The 16,310-nt window shown below is 60.6% G+C and carries 18 protein-coding genes and 1 tRNA gene; all 19 read left to right on the top strand.

Features of this window, described 5'->3' with window-relative positions:
* Nucleotides 1-99: 99 nt before the first annotated feature.
* On the top strand, nucleotides 100-2,046 hold the full coding sequence (locus ACP7DW_RS14390; RefSeq protein ID WP_426055488.1) for a methyl-accepting chemotaxis protein: 1,947 nt from the start codon (nucleotides 100-102) through the stop codon (nucleotides 2,044-2,046).
* Between the two features lie 162 nt (nucleotides 2,047-2,208).
* Nucleotides 2,209-2,418, top strand: a complete 210-nt coding sequence (locus tag ACP7DW_RS14395) for a hypothetical protein (protein WP_426055487.1) — start codon at nucleotides 2,209-2,211, stop codon at nucleotides 2,416-2,418.
* 230 nt (nucleotides 2,419-2,648) lie between these two features.
* A complete protein-coding gene (locus ACP7DW_RS14400) occupies nucleotides 2,649-3,410 on the top strand; it encodes a GIN domain-containing protein (RefSeq protein ID WP_282406389.1) in 762 nt (253 codons plus the stop codon).
* 62 nt (nucleotides 3,411-3,472) lie between these two features.
* Nucleotides 3,473-4,081, top strand: coding sequence for a tetratricopeptide repeat protein (locus ACP7DW_RS14405; RefSeq protein ID WP_071076354.1), 609 nt, complete (start codon nucleotides 3,473-3,475; stop codon nucleotides 4,079-4,081).
* Nucleotides 4,082-4,152: 71 nt separating this feature from the next.
* The gene (locus ACP7DW_RS14410) at nucleotides 4,153-5,133 is read left to right on the top strand and encodes an NAD(P)H-quinone oxidoreductase (protein ID WP_426055486.1); all 981 of its coding nucleotides are present in this window, start codon (nucleotides 4,153-4,155) and stop codon (nucleotides 5,131-5,133) included.
* Nucleotides 5,134-5,205: 72 nt separating this feature from the next.
* Nucleotides 5,206-5,955, top strand: a complete 750-nt coding sequence (gene tpiA / locus ACP7DW_RS14415) for a triose-phosphate isomerase (protein ID WP_426055485.1) — start codon at nucleotides 5,206-5,208, stop codon at nucleotides 5,953-5,955.
* Nucleotides 5,956-5,983: 28 nt separating this feature from the next.
* Entirely contained in the window at nucleotides 5,984-6,385 is a 402-nt protein-coding gene (gene secG / locus ACP7DW_RS14420; RefSeq protein ID WP_010399735.1) for a preprotein translocase subunit SecG, read from the top strand.
* A gap of 191 nt (nucleotides 6,386-6,576) precedes the next feature.
* A tRNA-Leu gene (locus ACP7DW_RS14425) sits at nucleotides 6,577-6,661 on the top strand.
* Between the two features lie 177 nt (nucleotides 6,662-6,838).
* The gene (locus ACP7DW_RS14430) at nucleotides 6,839-7,198 is read left to right on the top strand and encodes an NADH-quinone oxidoreductase subunit A (protein WP_071076971.1); all 360 of its coding nucleotides are present in this window, start codon (nucleotides 6,839-6,841) and stop codon (nucleotides 7,196-7,198) included.
* A gap of 3 nt (nucleotides 7,199-7,201) precedes the next feature.
* Nucleotides 7,202-7,678 (top strand): NuoB/complex I 20 kDa subunit family protein, encoded by a 477-nt coding sequence (locus ACP7DW_RS14435; RefSeq protein WP_010399733.1) that lies wholly within the window; start codon nucleotides 7,202-7,204, stop codon nucleotides 7,676-7,678.
* Nucleotides 7,679-7,695: 17 nt separating this feature from the next.
* Entirely contained in the window at nucleotides 7,696-8,289 is a 594-nt protein-coding gene (locus ACP7DW_RS14440; RefSeq protein WP_101482092.1) for an NADH-quinone oxidoreductase subunit C, read from the top strand.
* A complete protein-coding gene (locus ACP7DW_RS14445) occupies nucleotides 8,289-9,542 on the top strand; it encodes an NADH-quinone oxidoreductase subunit D (RefSeq protein ID WP_141170145.1) in 1,254 nt (417 codons plus the stop codon). Before ACP7DW_RS14440 ends, ACP7DW_RS14445 begins: the two co-directional genes overlap by 1 nt.
* 12 nt (nucleotides 9,543-9,554) lie before the next feature.
* Nucleotides 9,555-10,034, top strand: a complete 480-nt coding sequence (gene nuoE, locus ACP7DW_RS14450) for an NADH-quinone oxidoreductase subunit NuoE (RefSeq protein ID WP_071076360.1) — start codon at nucleotides 9,555-9,557, stop codon at nucleotides 10,032-10,034.
* Complete coding sequence (gene nuoF, locus ACP7DW_RS14455) at nucleotides 10,031-11,326, top strand: NADH-quinone oxidoreductase subunit NuoF (RefSeq protein WP_071076361.1); 1,296 nt, start codon at nucleotides 10,031-10,033, stop codon at nucleotides 11,324-11,326. The genes nuoE and nuoF overlap by 4 nt, the downstream gene beginning before the upstream one ends.
* Before the next feature lie 22 nt (nucleotides 11,327-11,348).
* On the top strand, nucleotides 11,349-13,682 hold the full coding sequence (nuoG, locus tag ACP7DW_RS14460; RefSeq protein WP_426055484.1) for an NADH-quinone oxidoreductase subunit NuoG: 2,334 nt from the start codon (nucleotides 11,349-11,351) through the stop codon (nucleotides 13,680-13,682).
* On the top strand, nucleotides 13,682-14,764 hold the full coding sequence (gene nuoH / locus ACP7DW_RS14465; RefSeq protein ID WP_071076363.1) for an NADH-quinone oxidoreductase subunit NuoH: 1,083 nt from the start codon (nucleotides 13,682-13,684) through the stop codon (nucleotides 14,762-14,764). Before nuoG ends, nuoH begins: the two co-directional genes overlap by 1 nt.
* Before the next feature lie 14 nt (nucleotides 14,765-14,778).
* Complete coding sequence (gene nuoI, locus ACP7DW_RS14470) at nucleotides 14,779-15,267, top strand: NADH-quinone oxidoreductase subunit NuoI (RefSeq protein ID WP_010399726.1); 489 nt, start codon at nucleotides 14,779-14,781, stop codon at nucleotides 15,265-15,267.
* Between the two features lie 65 nt (nucleotides 15,268-15,332).
* A complete protein-coding gene (locus tag ACP7DW_RS14475) occupies nucleotides 15,333-15,965 on the top strand; it encodes an NADH-quinone oxidoreductase subunit J (protein WP_071076364.1) in 633 nt (210 codons plus the stop codon).
* Nucleotides 15,962-16,270, top strand: a complete 309-nt coding sequence (gene nuoK, locus ACP7DW_RS14480) for an NADH-quinone oxidoreductase subunit NuoK (protein WP_010399724.1) — start codon at nucleotides 15,962-15,964, stop codon at nucleotides 16,268-16,270. The genes ACP7DW_RS14475 and nuoK overlap by 4 nt, the downstream gene beginning before the upstream one ends.
* The last annotated feature ends 40 nt before the right edge of the window (nucleotides 16,271-16,310 follow it).

A 16,310-nucleotide genomic window follows, 5' to 3' on the forward strand; every position in this document is an offset into this window, starting at 1 on the left:
GTTTCTGGGTAATTGAGAGTCAGTATTGCTTGACGACAAAATCTTATTCCCCGACCATGGTGCATCCCTCCCGATTTTCTCTTTTTTATTGGATGCACCATGTTGTCCTCCCTTAAGGCGCGGCTGATCGCCATCGCCGTTTCCATCGTCGTGCTGGCCATGCTGGCTGTGGCCATCGCCAATTTCTTCACTACGCGCTCCAGCACCCTGGCCGCGCTCGACACGCAGATGCTGCAGTTGTCGCACAGCCACGCGCAAGCGATCGCCGAGTGGCTGCGCTCCAAGCAAGCCGTGGTGGCTTCTCTCAAGCAGGGCGCCACGGCGGCCGATCCGCTGCCGGCCCTGAAGGCGGCCGAGCAGGCGGGCACGTTCGACATGGCGTATATCGGCTTTGCCGACAAGCACGCCGTCTTTTCGCAGGAGCGCCAGCGTGCCGCCGACTACGATCCCACAGCGCGGCCCTGGTACAAGCTGGCCTCTGAAACGGGCGGCCCCGTCATCACGGCGCCGTATATCGGCGCCAGCACGGGCAAGCTGGTGGTGACGTTTGCCGAGCCGCTGGGCGGCAAGGGCAGCGTGACGGGCGTGATGGCGGCCGATGTGATGATGGATGCCGTGGTGCAAAACGTCGCTTCGATCAAGCCGACGGCGTCCAGCTACGGCTTTCTCGTCGATGGCGGCGGCAAGATCATCGCCCATCCTGACGGCAAGCTGACCCTGAAACCGCTGGCCGAGCTCGATCCGGGCCTGAGCGCGCAGGCGCTGGCCGCTATTGAAAAGAGCGGCGACGGCGCCGCCATTCGCCTCGGCGAGCGTAACGGCATCTTGCATGTGAGTAAAGTGCCGGGCAGCGACTGGCTGCTGGCGACCGTGCTCGACCGCGCGGAAGCGACGCAAGCATTGAGCTCCATGCTGCGCGCCTCGGCCCTGACGGCCTTGCTGGTGCTGGCCCTGGCCGCCGCAGTCTTGAGTGCGCTGGTGGCGCGCGCCCTGCGCCGCCTGGGCCTGGTGCGCGATGCGATGGAAGCGATCGCCACGGGCGACGGCGACCTGACCAGCCGCCTCGACGCGCAAGGCACGGACGAACTGGCGCAGATCGCCAAGGCCTTCAATTTGTTCGTGGAAAAAATCGCCACCGTGCTGGTGCAGATCCGCAGCATCAGCGCCCTGGTGCGCAGCGAGTCGGCCGATATTGCCGCCGGCAACGCCGACCTGTCCTCGCGCACGGAAGCGCAGGCGGGCGCGCTGGAAGAAACGGCCAGCTCGATGGATGAACTGACCTCGACCGTCAAGCAGAATGCGGAAAACGCGCATGCGGCCAACGAGCTGGCCATGTCCGCCTCGGAAGTGGCGGCCAAGGGCGGGCGCGTGGTGCAACAAGTGGTGGGCACGATGGCTGGCATCCAGGAAAGTTCGCGCAAGATCGTCGACATCATCGGCGTGATTGACGGCATCGCTTTCCAGACGAATATCCTGGCCCTGAACGCGGCCGTCGAGGCGGCGCGCGCGGGCGAGCAGGGCAGGGGCTTTGCCGTGGTGGCGTCCGAAGTGCGCAACCTGGCGCAACGCTCCGCAGGCGCGGCGAAGGAAATCAAGGAATTAATCGGCGACTCGGTGGAAAAAGTCGATGCGGGTGGGCGCCTCGTCAATGAAGCGGGCCAGACCATGGATCAGGTGGTGGCCTCGGTGCAGCAATTGACGACCATCATGAGCGAGATCACGGTGGCCAGCCGCGAACAGGGCGCCGGCATCGGCGAGATCAATACGGCCGTCACGCACATGGATACCATGACACAGCAAAATGCGGCCCTCGTCGAGCAGGCTGCCGCTGCCGCGGAAAGCCTGCAGGAGCAGGCGGTGGACCTGGCGCAAGCCGTCGGCATGTTCCGCCTCGGTGATGCGGACCCTGCCGCGGCACCCGCGCCCGTGACGCGCCTCAAGGCGAAGCCGGCCGCTCCTGCGCCGCGCGCGCCAGCCCGCGCGCTGTCGCCGGCCAAGCCCGTCAAGGCAGCCAAGTCCGGCGCCGACGAGTGGGAAGAGTTTTAAGCGTACAGCAGTCGCGACGCTTATTCGGCACGTTTATCCGCGTTTTTGTCAGGCCAGCCTGCCAAAAGCGCAGTTCGTCGCAATCGGCGTGTCGGCCGGGGGCGGTATGGCTATAGTGACACCATACCGCAAGCCCACTGCCAGACACCCGAGGAGATTCACATGAACGTCGCTCAAAACATGGAAGTCATTGCCGTTGCCGCCGCCATCGTGTTCGGCGCCAGCTGCTACGCCATCGCCCCGGCCGCTCCGGCCCTGCAAGTAGCCAGTTCCACGGCCACCGTGGCCGCGCCAGCGGGCAAGGCTGCCATGCACGTGGTGGTGGTCAAGGCCAAGCGCCTGAGCGCCACCGAAAAAGCCCGTTTCGCATAAGACACCCATCAAAACCTACTGCGCGTCGCGATTTGCGGCTTCCGATGCTCACTGTGCATTCGCACAGTTCCGCTTCTCGGCCACAACTCACTGCCGCTCGCTACGGTTTTGTCAGGCGTCAAAGTCATTGCCAGTCATTTTCCGCGCTGCTAGAGTGCGAGGCGCGAGCAATGCAGGCGCCCCCGGCGGGCGGCCAGACAGAAAAAAACAAGATACCGAGGATGCACTACATGAAAAAGATACTGCAACTGGCGCTGCTGTTCCTGGCGACTTTTGGCCTGGTGCGCGGCGTGGCGGCCGAGACCCGCTTGCTGGAAATGCGCAACATCGACGCCCGCGTGGTGCGCGTCAAGCTCGACGGCGTGATGGAAGTGCGCATTCGCCAGGGCAACGTGGCGTCCTTGAGCATCACGGCCGACAAGCGCTACATCGCCGATGTCAGCACGGCGCAAAGCGGCGACACCTTGCACATCGAGACGGAAGTACGCGGCTTCAAGCTCGGCCCTTCGTCGATCCGCGCCGACCTGGTGCTGCCGAATTTGCGCGAAGTCAGCTCGGAAGGCTTTGGCAGCACGGACATCACGGGTTTCAAGGGTGAGGAACTGACCCTGTCGCTGGAAGGGGCGGGCAGCATCAAGCTGGTGGGCGACTACCGCAAGCTCAATGCCAGCCTGGGCGGCGTGGGCAGCATGCAGCTGTGGATCGGCAACAATGAGCGGGCCGAGCTGGACTTGCAGGGCGCCGGCTCGGTGGTGCTGGGCGGACGCGGGCGCACCCTGAAAGCCAGCCTGGGCGGCCTGGGCAGTCTGAATGCGCAGCAATTCGAAGCGGACGCCGTGAACCTGGAATTGAGCGGCCTGGGCAACGCCACGGTGAATGCCCATACGAATGCCAAGCTGAACCTGAGCGGACTCGGTTCGGTGGTGGTGTACGGCAAGCCGGCCAACCGCGATGTCAGCGTAGAGGGCCTGGGCAAAGTTAGCTGGAAGTAAAAGCATCCTGCCGCATGCCTTCGGCAGGACAAGAACAAGTAGTCAGACCACATCCCATTCCGATGAAAAAACTGATCATTACATTACTCATGCTGTTGACGATACAGCTACCCGCGCGGGCAGGCTTCGCCGAAGGCGCCAGCGCCTACAACAACAAGAATTACGCGCTGGCTTACAAGGAAATATTGCCCCTTGCTAAGACCGGTAACGCCGATGCCCAGCATTTGCTGGGCTTGATGTATTACATGGGACGGGGCTTGCCGCAGGATTACAAGCAAGCCATGTTCTGGCACCGCAAGGCGGCCGAGCAGGGCAAGGCCGACGCCCAGTACGTGGTGGGCGCCATGTATTACACGGGCAACGCCGTGCTGCAGGATCACAAGCAGGCCGTGGGCTGGTTCCGCAAGGCAGCCGAGCAGAACCATGCGGAGGCGCAGCAGGTGCTGGGCCTGATGTACCGCTACCACATGGGTGGCGTGCCGCAGGACAACGTCATCGCCTACATGCTGTGGAACCTGGCGGCGGCGAATGGCAACGCGAATGCGGCCGACCAGCGCGCCGCCGTGGTGCGCAAGATGACGCATGAGCAAGTCGAGGAGGGCCAGGCCCTGTCGGCGAAATGGAAGCCGGGCACGCCCTTGCCGCGCCAGTCGAAAACGGGCGCCGGTTAAGACGGGGCGGTGGTCTGCAGGGGCGCGCGGCTTGGCGTACAATCGCCGTTTTCCCTTCAGAGAGTCCCGCCATGCGTGCAGTTGCCATCAGCCAGCCAGGTCCCGCCGACGTTTTACAGATCGCCGAACGTCCCATGCCGCCATACAAGGCGGGCGAACTGCTGATCAAGGTGCACGCGGCCGGCATCAACCGTCCCGACGTGCTGCAGCGCCTGGGCAAGTATGCGCCGCCCGCCGGCGCGTCGGACTTGCCGGGCCTGGAAGTGGCGGGCGAAGTCGTCGATGGCGATTTCAGCAACACGACATTCAAGAAGGGCGACCTGGTCTGTGCGCTGGTGCAGGGCGGCGGCTATGCCGAATACTGCGCCGCCCCAAGCGGCCAGTGCCTGCCCCTGCCCAAAGGCTTGACGGCGCTGGAAGGCGCATCGCTGCCGGAAAACTTCTTCACCGTGTGGAGCAATGTCTTCGACCGCTGCGCGCTGGCCGATGGTGAAACCTTATTGGTGCAGGGCGGCACCTCCGGCATCGGCGTGGCGGCCATTCAATTGGCCGCTGCGCTCGGCCATCGCGTCTTCGCCACGGCCGGCAGCGACGAAAAGGCGCGCGCCTGCGAGGCGCTGGGCGCCGAACGGGGTATCAATTACCGCACGGAAGATTTCGTTGCCGTCGTCAAGGAATTGACTGATGGCAAAGGCGTCGACGTCATCCTCGACATGGTGGGCGGCGACTATCTGCCGCGCGAAATCGATTGCCTGGCCGACGACGGCCGCATCGGCCTGATCGCCGTGCAGGGTGGCACCAAAGCGGAGCTGGACCTGGGTAGCTTGCTGCGCCGCCGCCTGACGGTGACGGGTTCCACCTTGCGTCCCCGTACAGTCGCCTTCAAGGCCGCCATCGCGCAGCACTTGCGCACGACCGTCTGGCCGCTGATCGAGGCGGGCAAGATCAAGCCCGTGATCTATCAGACTTTCCCGTTGGAAAAAGCCAACGAGGCGCATGCCTTGATGGAGGCGAGCACGCACGTGGGCAAGATCATGTTGCAAGTTGCCTGAAACGGGGTGCTGCCTGTTTGACCGGCATCGGTGCCGGGGTTAGAATGACGGGTTATTAAAATTTAGGCTACTATGCGTCGCAAACTCGTCGTCGGAAATTGGAAAATGAACGGCAGTCGCACCTCGAACGCGGTGTTATTGTCTGAAATAGTGGCTGGCCTGGCTGCCTCTGGCGCCGCCAGCGCCGTCTGTGTGCCCGCGCCATATCTGGCGCAGTGCCAGGCGCAATTGGCAGGCTCGCCTCTCGGCTGGGGTGCGCAAGATGTTTCCGCGCACGCCAGCGGTGCCTACACGGGAGAAATCTCGGTCGCCATGCTGCAGGATTTCGACTGCAGCTATGTGGTGCTCGGGCATTCCGAGCGCCGCGCCTACCATGGCGAGAGCGATGCGCAGGTGGCGGCCAAGACGGTTGCCGCGCTGGCGGCGGGCATTACGCCTATCGTTTGCATCGGCGAGACGCTGGCGCAGCGCGAAGCGGGCCAGACCGACGCGGTCGTGGCGCAGCAGCTGGGCGCCGTGCTGGCGGCGATTTCCGCCGACGACGTGGCGAAACTGGTGCTGGCCTATGAGCCGGTCTGGGCTATTGGCACGGGCAAGACAGCCACGCCGCAAATGGCGCAGGACGTGCACCAGGTATTGCGCGCGCAACTGGCGACAAAGAATGCGGTAGCGGCCGCCGGCGTGCAGATCCTGTACGGCGGCAGCATGAAGCCGGAGAACGCAAAAGAATTGATGGCGATGCCGGATATCGATGGCGGTCTGATCGGTGGGGCGGCATTGAAGGCGGCGGATTTCCTGGCGATTATTCACGCCGCTGATTGAATTAATTTAAACTAAGAATGGAATTGCAATGAACATGATGTTCAATCTGGTAGTGGTAGTACAGGTTATTTCGGCATTGTCGATTATCGCGCTGGTGTTGCTGCAGCACGGCAAGGGCGCCGACATGGGGGCCGCGTTTGGTTCGGGTGCCTCGGGCAGCCTGTTTGGTGCGACGGGTTCGTCGAACTTCATGTCGAAGTCGACAGGCGTTGCCGCCGCGATCTTCTTCGGCGCCACCTTGGCCCTGTCGCTGATGGCCAATCAGCGCGCCACCACGGTGGGCGGCGGCGTGATGGATAAAGTCGTCAAGCCAGTGCCGGTCACCGGCGCGGGCGCGATCCCGACGACGCTGCCTGCGGCGCCAGCGGCCAGCGCTCCAGCGGCGGCGGCACCGGTTGCCAGCACCCCGGCCGGCGCGATTCCGAAGTAATTCTGTAGCAACTCGATACCTCATCGAGAGTAATTCTCATTACGAGCAGATTATTGCTCAATGTTTTGGCAGCGCGGCAGGAAAAAATCGTGGCGCGCTGGAAGATGTAAAAATTTATCGTTTTTATCTGTGTTTTGATGCATTTGTGCATTAACTTTAGCGGCAAAGCAGAGTAGAATACGGGCCTTACCGCCGACGTGGTGAAATTGGTAGACACGCTATCTTGAGGGGGTAGTGGCGCAAGCTGTACGAGTTCGAGTCTCGTCGTCGGCACCAGAAATCAGAAGCCAGCAACGGCGCACGAGCCATGGCTCGTACAAAGTTGCTGGCTTTTTTTACGAGGATGTGTCGTTCGATCCTGGTCTTAGCTTTGATTGGGGTCGTGCGTTAGATACGCTGCAAATGATCGCAGCGTCCTCATTTAACCGATCGTTCAATATAAGCTTATCAATCGTGAACCTCGAAAATTACTTCCCCGTCCTGCTGTTCATTATTATCGGCCTTGGTGTCGGTATCGCTCCCCAGCTCCTGGGGCGCCTGTTAGGCCCTCACAAGCCTGACGCAGCAAAACTCTCCCCGTACGAATGTGGCTTTGAAGCATTCGAAGACGCGCGCATGAAATTTGATGTGCGCTACTATCTGGTCGCAATCCTGTTTATTTTGTTCGATCTGGAAACGGCATTCTTTTTCCCATGGGGCGTTGCAATGCGCGACCTGGGCTGGGCCGGTTTCGTCACGATGATGGTGTTCATCGCTGAATTCGTGGTCGGATTTTGGTACATTTGGAAGAAAGGTGCCCTTGACTGGGAATAAGCCATGGCTATTGAAGGCGTATTAAGCGAAGGTTTCATCACCACCTCGGCCGACAAGCTGATCAACTGGGCGCGCACCGGGTCGATGTTCCCGATGACGTTCGGTCTGGCCTGCTGTGCGGTCGAAATGATGCATGTGGGCGCAGCCCGCTACGATATGGACCGTTTCGGCGTCGTGTTTCGTCCGTCGCCGCGTCAGTCCGACGTCATGATCGTTGCCGGCACCCTGTGCAACAAGATGGCGCCGGCCTTGCGCAAGGTCTACGACCAGATGGCAGAGCCACGCTGGGTCATCTCGATGGGTTCCTGCGCCAATGGCGGCGGGTACTACCATTACTCCTATTCGGTGGTGCGCGGTTGCGACCGCATCGTGCCCGTCGACGTGTATGTGCCTGGCTGTCCTCCGACCGCTGAAGCCTTGCTGTACGGCATCATGCAGTTGCAGAACAAGATCAAGCGTACCAGCACGATCGCACGCTAACCGGGCCGCTTCAGATTATGACAACACATTTAGAAGTATTGCAAAACGCCCTCGGCACTGCCCTGGGCGATCGCGTTAGCACCACGGTTGCACTGGGCGAAGTCACCCTGGTCGTCAAGGCCGAGGACTACCTGGCCGTGATGCAGACCTTGCGCGACGATCCGACCCTGCATTTCGAGCAGTTGCTCGACCTGTGCGGCGTCGACTACTCGACCTATGGCGACGGTAGCTGGGATGGCCTGCGTTTCGCGGCCGTCTCGCACTTGCTGTCGGTCAAGCACAACTGGCGCGTGCGCGTGCGCGTGTTCGCGCCCGATGACGATATGCCGCTGCTGCCGTCCGTGGTGAACATCTGGCGTGCCGTCAACTGGTACGAGCGCGAAGCGTTCGACCTGCTGGGTATCCTCTTCGAAGGCCACAACGACTTGCGCCGCCTGCTGACCGACTACGGTTTCATCGGCCATCCGTTCCGCAAGGATTTCCCCGTCTCCGGCTATGTCGAGATGCGTTACGATCCGGAACAAAAGCGCGTGATTTACCAGCCCGTGACGATCGAGCCGCGGGAAAACGTGCCGCGCGTGATCCGCGAAGAACATTACGGGATGAAATAATGGCTGAGATTAAGAACTACACCCTGAACTTTGGGCCACAGCATCCGGCCGCGCACGGTGTGCTGCGCCTGGTGCTGGAGATGGATGGCGAAGTCATCCAGCGTGCCGACCCGCATATCGGCCTGCTGCACCGCGCCACCGAAAAGCTGGCCGAACAGAAGACCTATCTGCAATCCGTGCCGTACATGGACCGTCTCGACTATGTGTCGATGATGTGCAATGAGCATGCGTACGTGATGGCCATCGAAAAGATGCTGGGTCTGGAAGTGCCGCTGCGCGCGCAATACATCCGCGTCATGTTCGACGAGATGACGCGCATCCTGAATCACCTGATGTGGCTCGGTACCCACGCGCTCGACGTCGGCGCCATGGGCCCGTTCCTGTATTGCTTCCGCGACCGCGAAGACTTGTTCGACGCCTACGAGGCGGTATCGGGCGCGCGCATGCACGCGGCCTACTACCGTCCGGGCGGCGTGTACCGCGACTTGCCCGATTCGATGCCGCAGCACAAGGCCTCGATCATCCGCAACGCCAAGGCGATTTCCAGGCTGAATGAAAACCGCCAGGGTTCGCTGCTGGACTTCATCGAAGACTTCGCACGCCGTTTCCCCAATTCCGTGGACGAGTACGAAACCTTGCTGACCGACAACCGTATCTGGAAGCAGCGTACCGTCGGCATCGGCGTGGTCTCGCCGGAAGATGCGCTGGCCATGGGCTTCACGGGCGCCATGCTGCGCGGCTCGGGCGTGCAGTGGGACTTGCGCAAGAAACAGCCGTACGAAGTGTACGACCTGATGGATTTCGACATTCCTATCGGCACCAACGGCGATTGCTACGACCGCTACCTGGTCCGCGTGGAAGAGTTGCGCCAGTCGAACCGCATCATCAAGCAATGCGTGGAGTGGCTGCGCAACAATGAAGGTCCTGTCATGACCAGCAACCGCAAGGTGGCGCCTCCGGGCCGCGTCGACATGAAGACCAACATGGAATCGCTGATTCACCACTTCAAGCTGTTTACCGAAGGTTTCCACGTGCCGCCAGGCGAGGCCTACAGCGCCGTGGAACATCCGAAGGGCGAGTTCGGCGTGTACCTGGTGTCCGATGGCGCCAACAAGCCGTACCGCATGAAACTGCGCGCGCCAGACTACGCTCACTTGCAGTCGCTCGACGAGATGGCGCGTGGGCACATGCTTGCCGACGCCGTGACCATCATCGGGACGCAAGATATCGTGTTCGGCAGTATTGACCGCTAAGAGGCAAAAAGTATGTTGTTATCAGAGCAATGCTATAAGAAAATTGACCGCGAGCTGGCCAAGTACCCGGCCGACCAGCGTCAGTCGGCCGTCATGGCCGCGCTGGCCCATGCCCAGGATGAACTGGGCTGGCTGGCGCCGGACACCATGAAGGAACTGGCCGATTACATCGGCATGCCGGCGATTGCCGTGCAGGAAGTGGCCACGTTCTACAATATGTACAACGTCAAGCCCGTGGGCAAGCACAAGATCACCGTGTGCACCAACCTGCCATGCGCCCTGTCGGGCGGCGTGCGCGCTGCAGAATACCTGAAGCAGAAACTCGGTATCGATTTCCGCGAAACCACCGCCGATGGCCAGTTCACCCTGGTTGAAGGCGAGTGCATGGGTGCTTGCGGCGATGCGCCGGTCTTGCTGGTCAGTAATAAAACCATGTGCAGCTGGATGTCGAACGAGAAAATCGACGCCATGCTGGAGGAACTCAAGAAATGACGTCACTCCACAACCGCCATATCGATCCATTGATCCTGAAGGATCTGGATGGCAAGAACTGGCATTTGCAAGATTATGTGAACCGCGGCGGCTATAGCGCCCTGCGGCGTATCCTGGAAGAGAAAATCACGCCGGAACAGATCATCGCCGACCTCAAGGCCTCGTCCTTGCGCGGCCGTGGCGGCGCGGGTTTCCCTACCGGCTTGAAGTGGAGCTTCATGCCGCGCCAGTTCCCGGGTCAAAAATACCTCGTCTGCAATACAGATGAAGGCGAACCGGGCACTTTCAAGGACCGCGACATCATTCGTTACAATCCCCATGCGCTGATCGAAGGCATGGCCATTGGCGCTTATGCGATGGGCATCACCGTCGGCTATAACTATATCCACGGCGAAATCTGGGCCGAGTACGCCCGTTTCGAAGAAGCGCTGGAAGAGGCGCGCGCCGCCGGTTTTCTCGGTGACAAGATCATGGGCAGCGAGTTCTCGTTCCAGTTGCATGCGCACCATGGTTATGGCGCCTACATCTGCGGCGAAGAAACGGCCCTGCTGGAGTCCTTGGAAGGCAAGAAAGGCCAGCCGCGCTTCAAGCCGCCTTTCCCCGCCTCGTTTGGCCTGTACGGCAAGCCGACGACGATCAACAACACGGAAACCTTCGCGGCCGTGCCATTCGTGCTGAACATCGGCCCAGAGAAATACCTGGCGATGGGCAAGCCGAACAACGGCGGTTCGAAGATCTTCTCGATCTCGGGCGACGTGGAAAAACCGGGCAACTACGAAGTGCCGCTCGGCACCCCGTTTGCGACCCTGCTGGAACTGGCAGGTGGCATGCGCGGTGGCAAAAAGATCAAGGCCGTGATCCCTGGCGGCTCGTCCGCGCCGGTGATCCGCGGCGACATCATGATGCAGACCGACCTGGACTATGACTCGATCGCGAAAGCCGGTTCGATGTTGGGTTCGGGCGCCGTCATCGTGATGGACGAAACACGCTGCATGGTAAAGGCGCTGGAACGCCTGTCCTACTTCTACTTTGAAGAATCGTGCGGCCAGTGTACGCCTTGCCGTGAAGGCACAGGCTGGATGTACCGCATGGTGCACCGCATCGAGCAGGGGCAGGGTCGTCCAGACGACCTGGACATGCTCAACTCGATCGCCGACAACATCCAGGGCCGCACCATTTGCGCGCTGGGCGATGCGGCCGCCATGCCGGTACGGGCCTTCATTAAGAATTTCCGTGAAGAATTTGAATATCATATCGAGCACAAGCATTGCTTAGTGCCCGCATATATCTAAGCTGCGTCAGGTAACGATCACCATGGTTGAAATCGAAATAGACGGCAAAAAAGTCGAAGTCCCTGCTGGTAGCATGGTGATGGACGCCGCCAACAAATTGGGAACCTACATTCCGCACTTCTGCTATCACAAGAAATTGTCGATCGCAGCGAACTGCCGCATGTGCCTGGTCGAAGTGGAAAAGGCGCCGAAGCCTTTGCCCGCTTGTGCGACCCCGGTCAGTGCCGGCATGATCGTGCGCTCGGCCAGCGATAAAGCTGTGCAGGCGCAAAAGTCGGTCATGGAATTCTTGCTGATTAATCACCCGCTCGATTGCCCGATCTGCGATCAGGGCGGCGAATGCCAGTTGCAAGACTTGGCAGTGGGCTACGGCAAGAGCGAATCGCGCTACAAGGAAGACAAGCGCGTCGTGCAGCCGAAGGAAGCCGGCCCGCTGGTGTCCATGCAGGAAATGTCGCGCTGCATCCAGTGCACCCGCTGCGTACGCTTTGGCCAGGAAGTGGCCGGCGTGATGGAGCTGGGCATGATCGGCCGCGGCGAACACTCGGAAATCGTGTCCTTCGTCGGCCAGACGGTCGACTCAGAACTGTCGGGCAACATGATCGACCTGTGCCCGGTCGGCGCACTGACCTCGAAGCCGTTCCGCTACAGCGCCCGTACGTGGGAACTGTCGCGCCGCAAATCGGTCAGCCCGCATGACGGCCTGGGCACCAACCTGATCGTGCAAGTGAAAGCTGGCAAGGTCAAGCGCGTCCTGCCGCTGGAAAACGAAGCCGTCAACGAGTGCTGGATCTCGGACAAGGACCGTTTCTCGTACGAAGCGCTGGACAGTGCCGAACGCCTGACTTCCCCGATGCTGAAACAAGGCAACGAGTGGAAAGAAGTCGATTGGCAGACGGCGTTGGAATACGTGGCGCACGGTTTGAAAAACATCAAGCATGAGCATGGCGCTGACGCCATCGCCGCGCTGGCCACCCCGCATTCGACCGTCGAAGAGCTGGTCCTGCTGCAAAAAGTCGCCCACGGTCTCGGTTCCGAGCACGTTGACTTCCGCCTGCGCCAGACCGACTTCGCGCTCGACGCTAACGTCAAGCCATGGCTGGGCATGCCGATCAGCGAATTTGGCCAGATCAAGCGCGCCTTCGTCATCGGCTCGTTCCTGCGCAAGGATCACCCCTTGCTGGCCACGCGTTTGCGCGCGTCCGTCAAGGGCGGCGCCAAGCTGTCGATCCTGCACGCGTCCGACGATGATCAATTGATCAGCATCGCCAACAAGATGATTGTCGCGCCGAGTGATTGGCTGGCGGCCTTGTCGGAAGTGGTCGTCGCTGTTGCCAAAGCCAAAGAAATCGCCGCACCAGCCGGTTTTGAAGCAGTTGTTGCTTCGGACGTGGCCGTCGCCATCGCCGCCAGCCTGATGGCTGGCGACCATGGCGCCGTGCTGCTGGGTAACGCGGCAACGCAACACCCGCAAGCGTCGCAACTGCACGCTGCCGCGCAATGGATCGCCGAACAGACGGGCGCCCAGCTCGGTTACCTGACGGAAGCGGCCAACACGGTCGGCGCGCACCTGGTCGCCAAGCCGCGCGCCAACGTGCAAGCAGCCTTTGCCGTACCGAAAAAAGCCTACGTGCTGCTGCACGCCGAGCCGGAACTCGATGCCGCCAATCCACAAGCGGCCCGCGCCGCCCTCGATGGCGCCGAGATGGTCGTGGCGATGTCGGCCTTCAAGCATGGCATGGAGTACGCCGATGTCTTGCTGCCGATCGCGCCGTTCGCGGAAACCTCGGGTACCTTCGTGAACTGCGAAGGCCGCGTGCAAAGCTTCAACGGCACCGTCAAACCGCTGGCCGATACCCGTCCAGCCTGGAAAGTGCTGCGCGTGCTGGGCAACATCCTGGGCCTGGCCGGTTTCGACTACGATACCTCCGAAGCGATCCGCGACGAAGCGTTTGGTGCCGGCGTGACCGATCTGTCGGCACAGCTGAACAACATCGCGAAAAATGCACCGGAAGCGGCAAGCTACGCACCGGCGTCGCCGGCACTGCAACGCATCGCCGACGTGCCGATCTACTTCGCCGACGCGCTGGTACGCCGCTCCGAACCTTTGCAACGCACGGTCGACGGCGCCGCGCCGCAAGCCCATCTGTCGCCAGCATTGGCCGAGAAGCTGGGCATCAAGGCAGGCGACAAGGTCAAAGTGGCGCAAGGCTCCGGCAGCGCCATCCTGGTGGCGGCAATCCATGCCGGCCTGCCAGCCAATGTGGTCAAAGTGTCGGCGGCGCATGCCTCGACGGCTAGCCTGGGCGGCATGTTCGGTGACATCACAGTTGAAACAGCAGAGGGGAAAATCTGATGGCTCTGCCTGAATTTGTAAACGTCATCAACAGCAGCGGCCAGGATTTGCTGGGCGGCTCCTGGCCGTTCTTCTGGACCCTGATCAAGATCCTGTGCGTGCTGTTGCCGCTGATGGGCCTGGTTGCCTACCTGACCTTGTGGGAACGCAAGCTGATCGGCTGGATCCAGATCCGCGTCGGCCCGAACCGCGTCGGTCCCTTGGGCTTGCTGCAACCGATCGCCGATGCGCTGAAACTCTTGTTCAAAGAGATCATCATCCCGTCCAAGGCCGCCAAAGGCCTGTTCGTGATCGGCCCGATCATGACCATCATGCCGGCCCTGGCCGCCTGGTCGGTCGTGCCCTTCGGCCCGCAAGCCGTGCTGGCCAACGTCAACGCGGGCTTGCTGATGCTGCTGGCGATTACCTCGATGGAAGTCTACGGCATCATCATCGCCGGCTGGGCCTCGAACTCGAAGTACTCGTTCATGGGCGCCATGCGCGCCTCGGCTCAGATGATTTCGTATGAAATCCCGATGGGCTTCGTGATGGTCATCGTGCTGATGGTCTCGGGCAGCCTGAACTTCATCGACATCGTTGGCGGCCAGCAAATCGGCTTCTTTGCCGACAAGGGCGTGAACTTCCTGTCGTGGAACTGGCTGCCGCTGCTGCCGATGTTCGTCATCTATCTGGTGTCGGGCCTGGCTGAAGCCAACCGTCACCCGTTCGACGTCGTCGAAGGCGAGTCGGAAATCGTCGCCGGCCACATGGTCGAGTACTCGGGCATGGCCTACGCCATGTTCATGCTTGCCGAATACGCCAACATGATCCTGATCGGCGCGCTCGCTTCGATCATGTTCCTCGGTGGCTGGTCCGCACCATTTGCCTTCCTCGAGTTCTGGGGTGGTTTCGGCGGCTTCTTCTGGCTGTTCGCCAAGACCTTCTTCATCGTCTCGGTGTTTATCTGGGTGCGCGGTACTTTCCCACGCTACCGTTATGACCAGATCATGCGCCTCGGCTGGAAAGTGTTTATCCCGTTGACGCTGGTCTACCTGGTCTTCGTCGCTGCCTGGATGCAGACATCCTGGAATATTTGGAAGTAAGAGAGTGCATACGAATGGATAAGGTAAAAGATTTCTTCAGCAGCCTCTTGTTAGGCGAGCTGATCAAGGGCATGGCGCTGACAGGCAAGTACATGTTTTCGCGCAAGATCACGGTGCAATTCCCGGAAGAGAAGACACCGATCTCGCCGCGTTTCCGTGGCTTGCACGCGCTGCGCCGCTACCCGAACGGCGAGGAACGTTGCATCGCCTGCAAACTGTGCGAAGCGGTTTGCCCGGCGATGGCCATCACGATCGAATCGGAACAGCGTGACGACGGCTCGCGCCGCACCACGCGTTACGATATTGACTTGACCAAGTGCATCTTCTGCGGTTTCTGCGAAGAGTCCTGCCCGGTCGATTCGATCGTCGAGACGCAAATCCTGGAATACCACGGCGAGAAACGCGGGGATTTGTATTACACGAAAGAGATGTTGCTGGCCGTGGGTGATCGTTATGAAAATGACATCGCCGCTGCGCGCGCCGCCGACGCACCTTATCGCTGATGGATGCGCCGTAGCCTCTGGCTGCGGCGCGCCCCTCGTTCATCTGTACGTCTATTGGGTTTTTTATGGACTTTAAAACAATTTTGTTTTACGCCTTCGCGCTGATCTTGATTCTGGCAGCGACGCGCGTCATCACGGCCCGTAATCCGGTCCACGCAGTACTGTTTTTGGTGCTGTCCTTCTTTTCCGCAGCGGGCATCTGGATGCTGCTGCAAGCTGAATTCCTGGCCATCGTGCTGGTATTGGTGTATGTCGGCGCCGTGATGGTGCTGTTCCTCTTCGTGGTCATGATGCTCGATATCAATATCGACCGCATGCGCGAAGGTTTCTGGGGCTACCTGCCTTTGTCGGTGACGGTGGGCGTGATCATCGTGCTGGAAATGGCCGCTGTCCTGTGGCACGGTTTCCGCAACTTTACGCCTAGCATCGCCCCGGTGAACGTCAACCTGGGCGGCACCAAGGAACTGGGCCTGCTGATCTACACGGAATATGTGTTCGCCTTCGAGATCGCTGCCGTCGTGCTGCTGGTGGCCATCGTTGCCGCGGTTGCACTGACCCTGCGCAAACGCAAGGACACCAAGCATTTTGCTCCAGGCGATGCCGTGCGCGTCAAGCGCAACGACCGCCTGAAGATCATCAAGATGGACGCGGTGGTCGAGCGTCCTGCGGCTGAGCCGGAAGTTAAGGAGGCACCATGACATTATCGCTCACACATTTTCTGGTCCTGGGCGCGATCCTGTTCGCAATCTCGATCGTCGGTATTTTCCTGAACCGCAAGAACATCATCGTATTGCTGATGGCAATCGAATTGATGCTGCTGGCGGTGAATATGAATTTCATCGCGTTCTCCCATTTCATGGGCGACGCGGCCGGTCAGATCTTCGTTTTCTTCATCCTGACGGTTGCCGCCGCTGAGTCGGCTATCGGTCTGGCTATTCTGGTGGTGATGTTCCGTAATCTGGATACCATCAACGTCGAAGACCTGGACAGCCTCAAAGGCTGATGTTTTTCAGACTCGATCTCTCGAATAATAACGATTAAGG

The sequence above is a fragment of the Janthinobacterium sp. PSRC1-1 genome (genome assembly GCF_049897525.1).
Taxonomy (GTDB): domain Bacteria; phylum Pseudomonadota; class Gammaproteobacteria; order Burkholderiales; family Burkholderiaceae_D; genus Janthinobacterium; species Janthinobacterium tructae.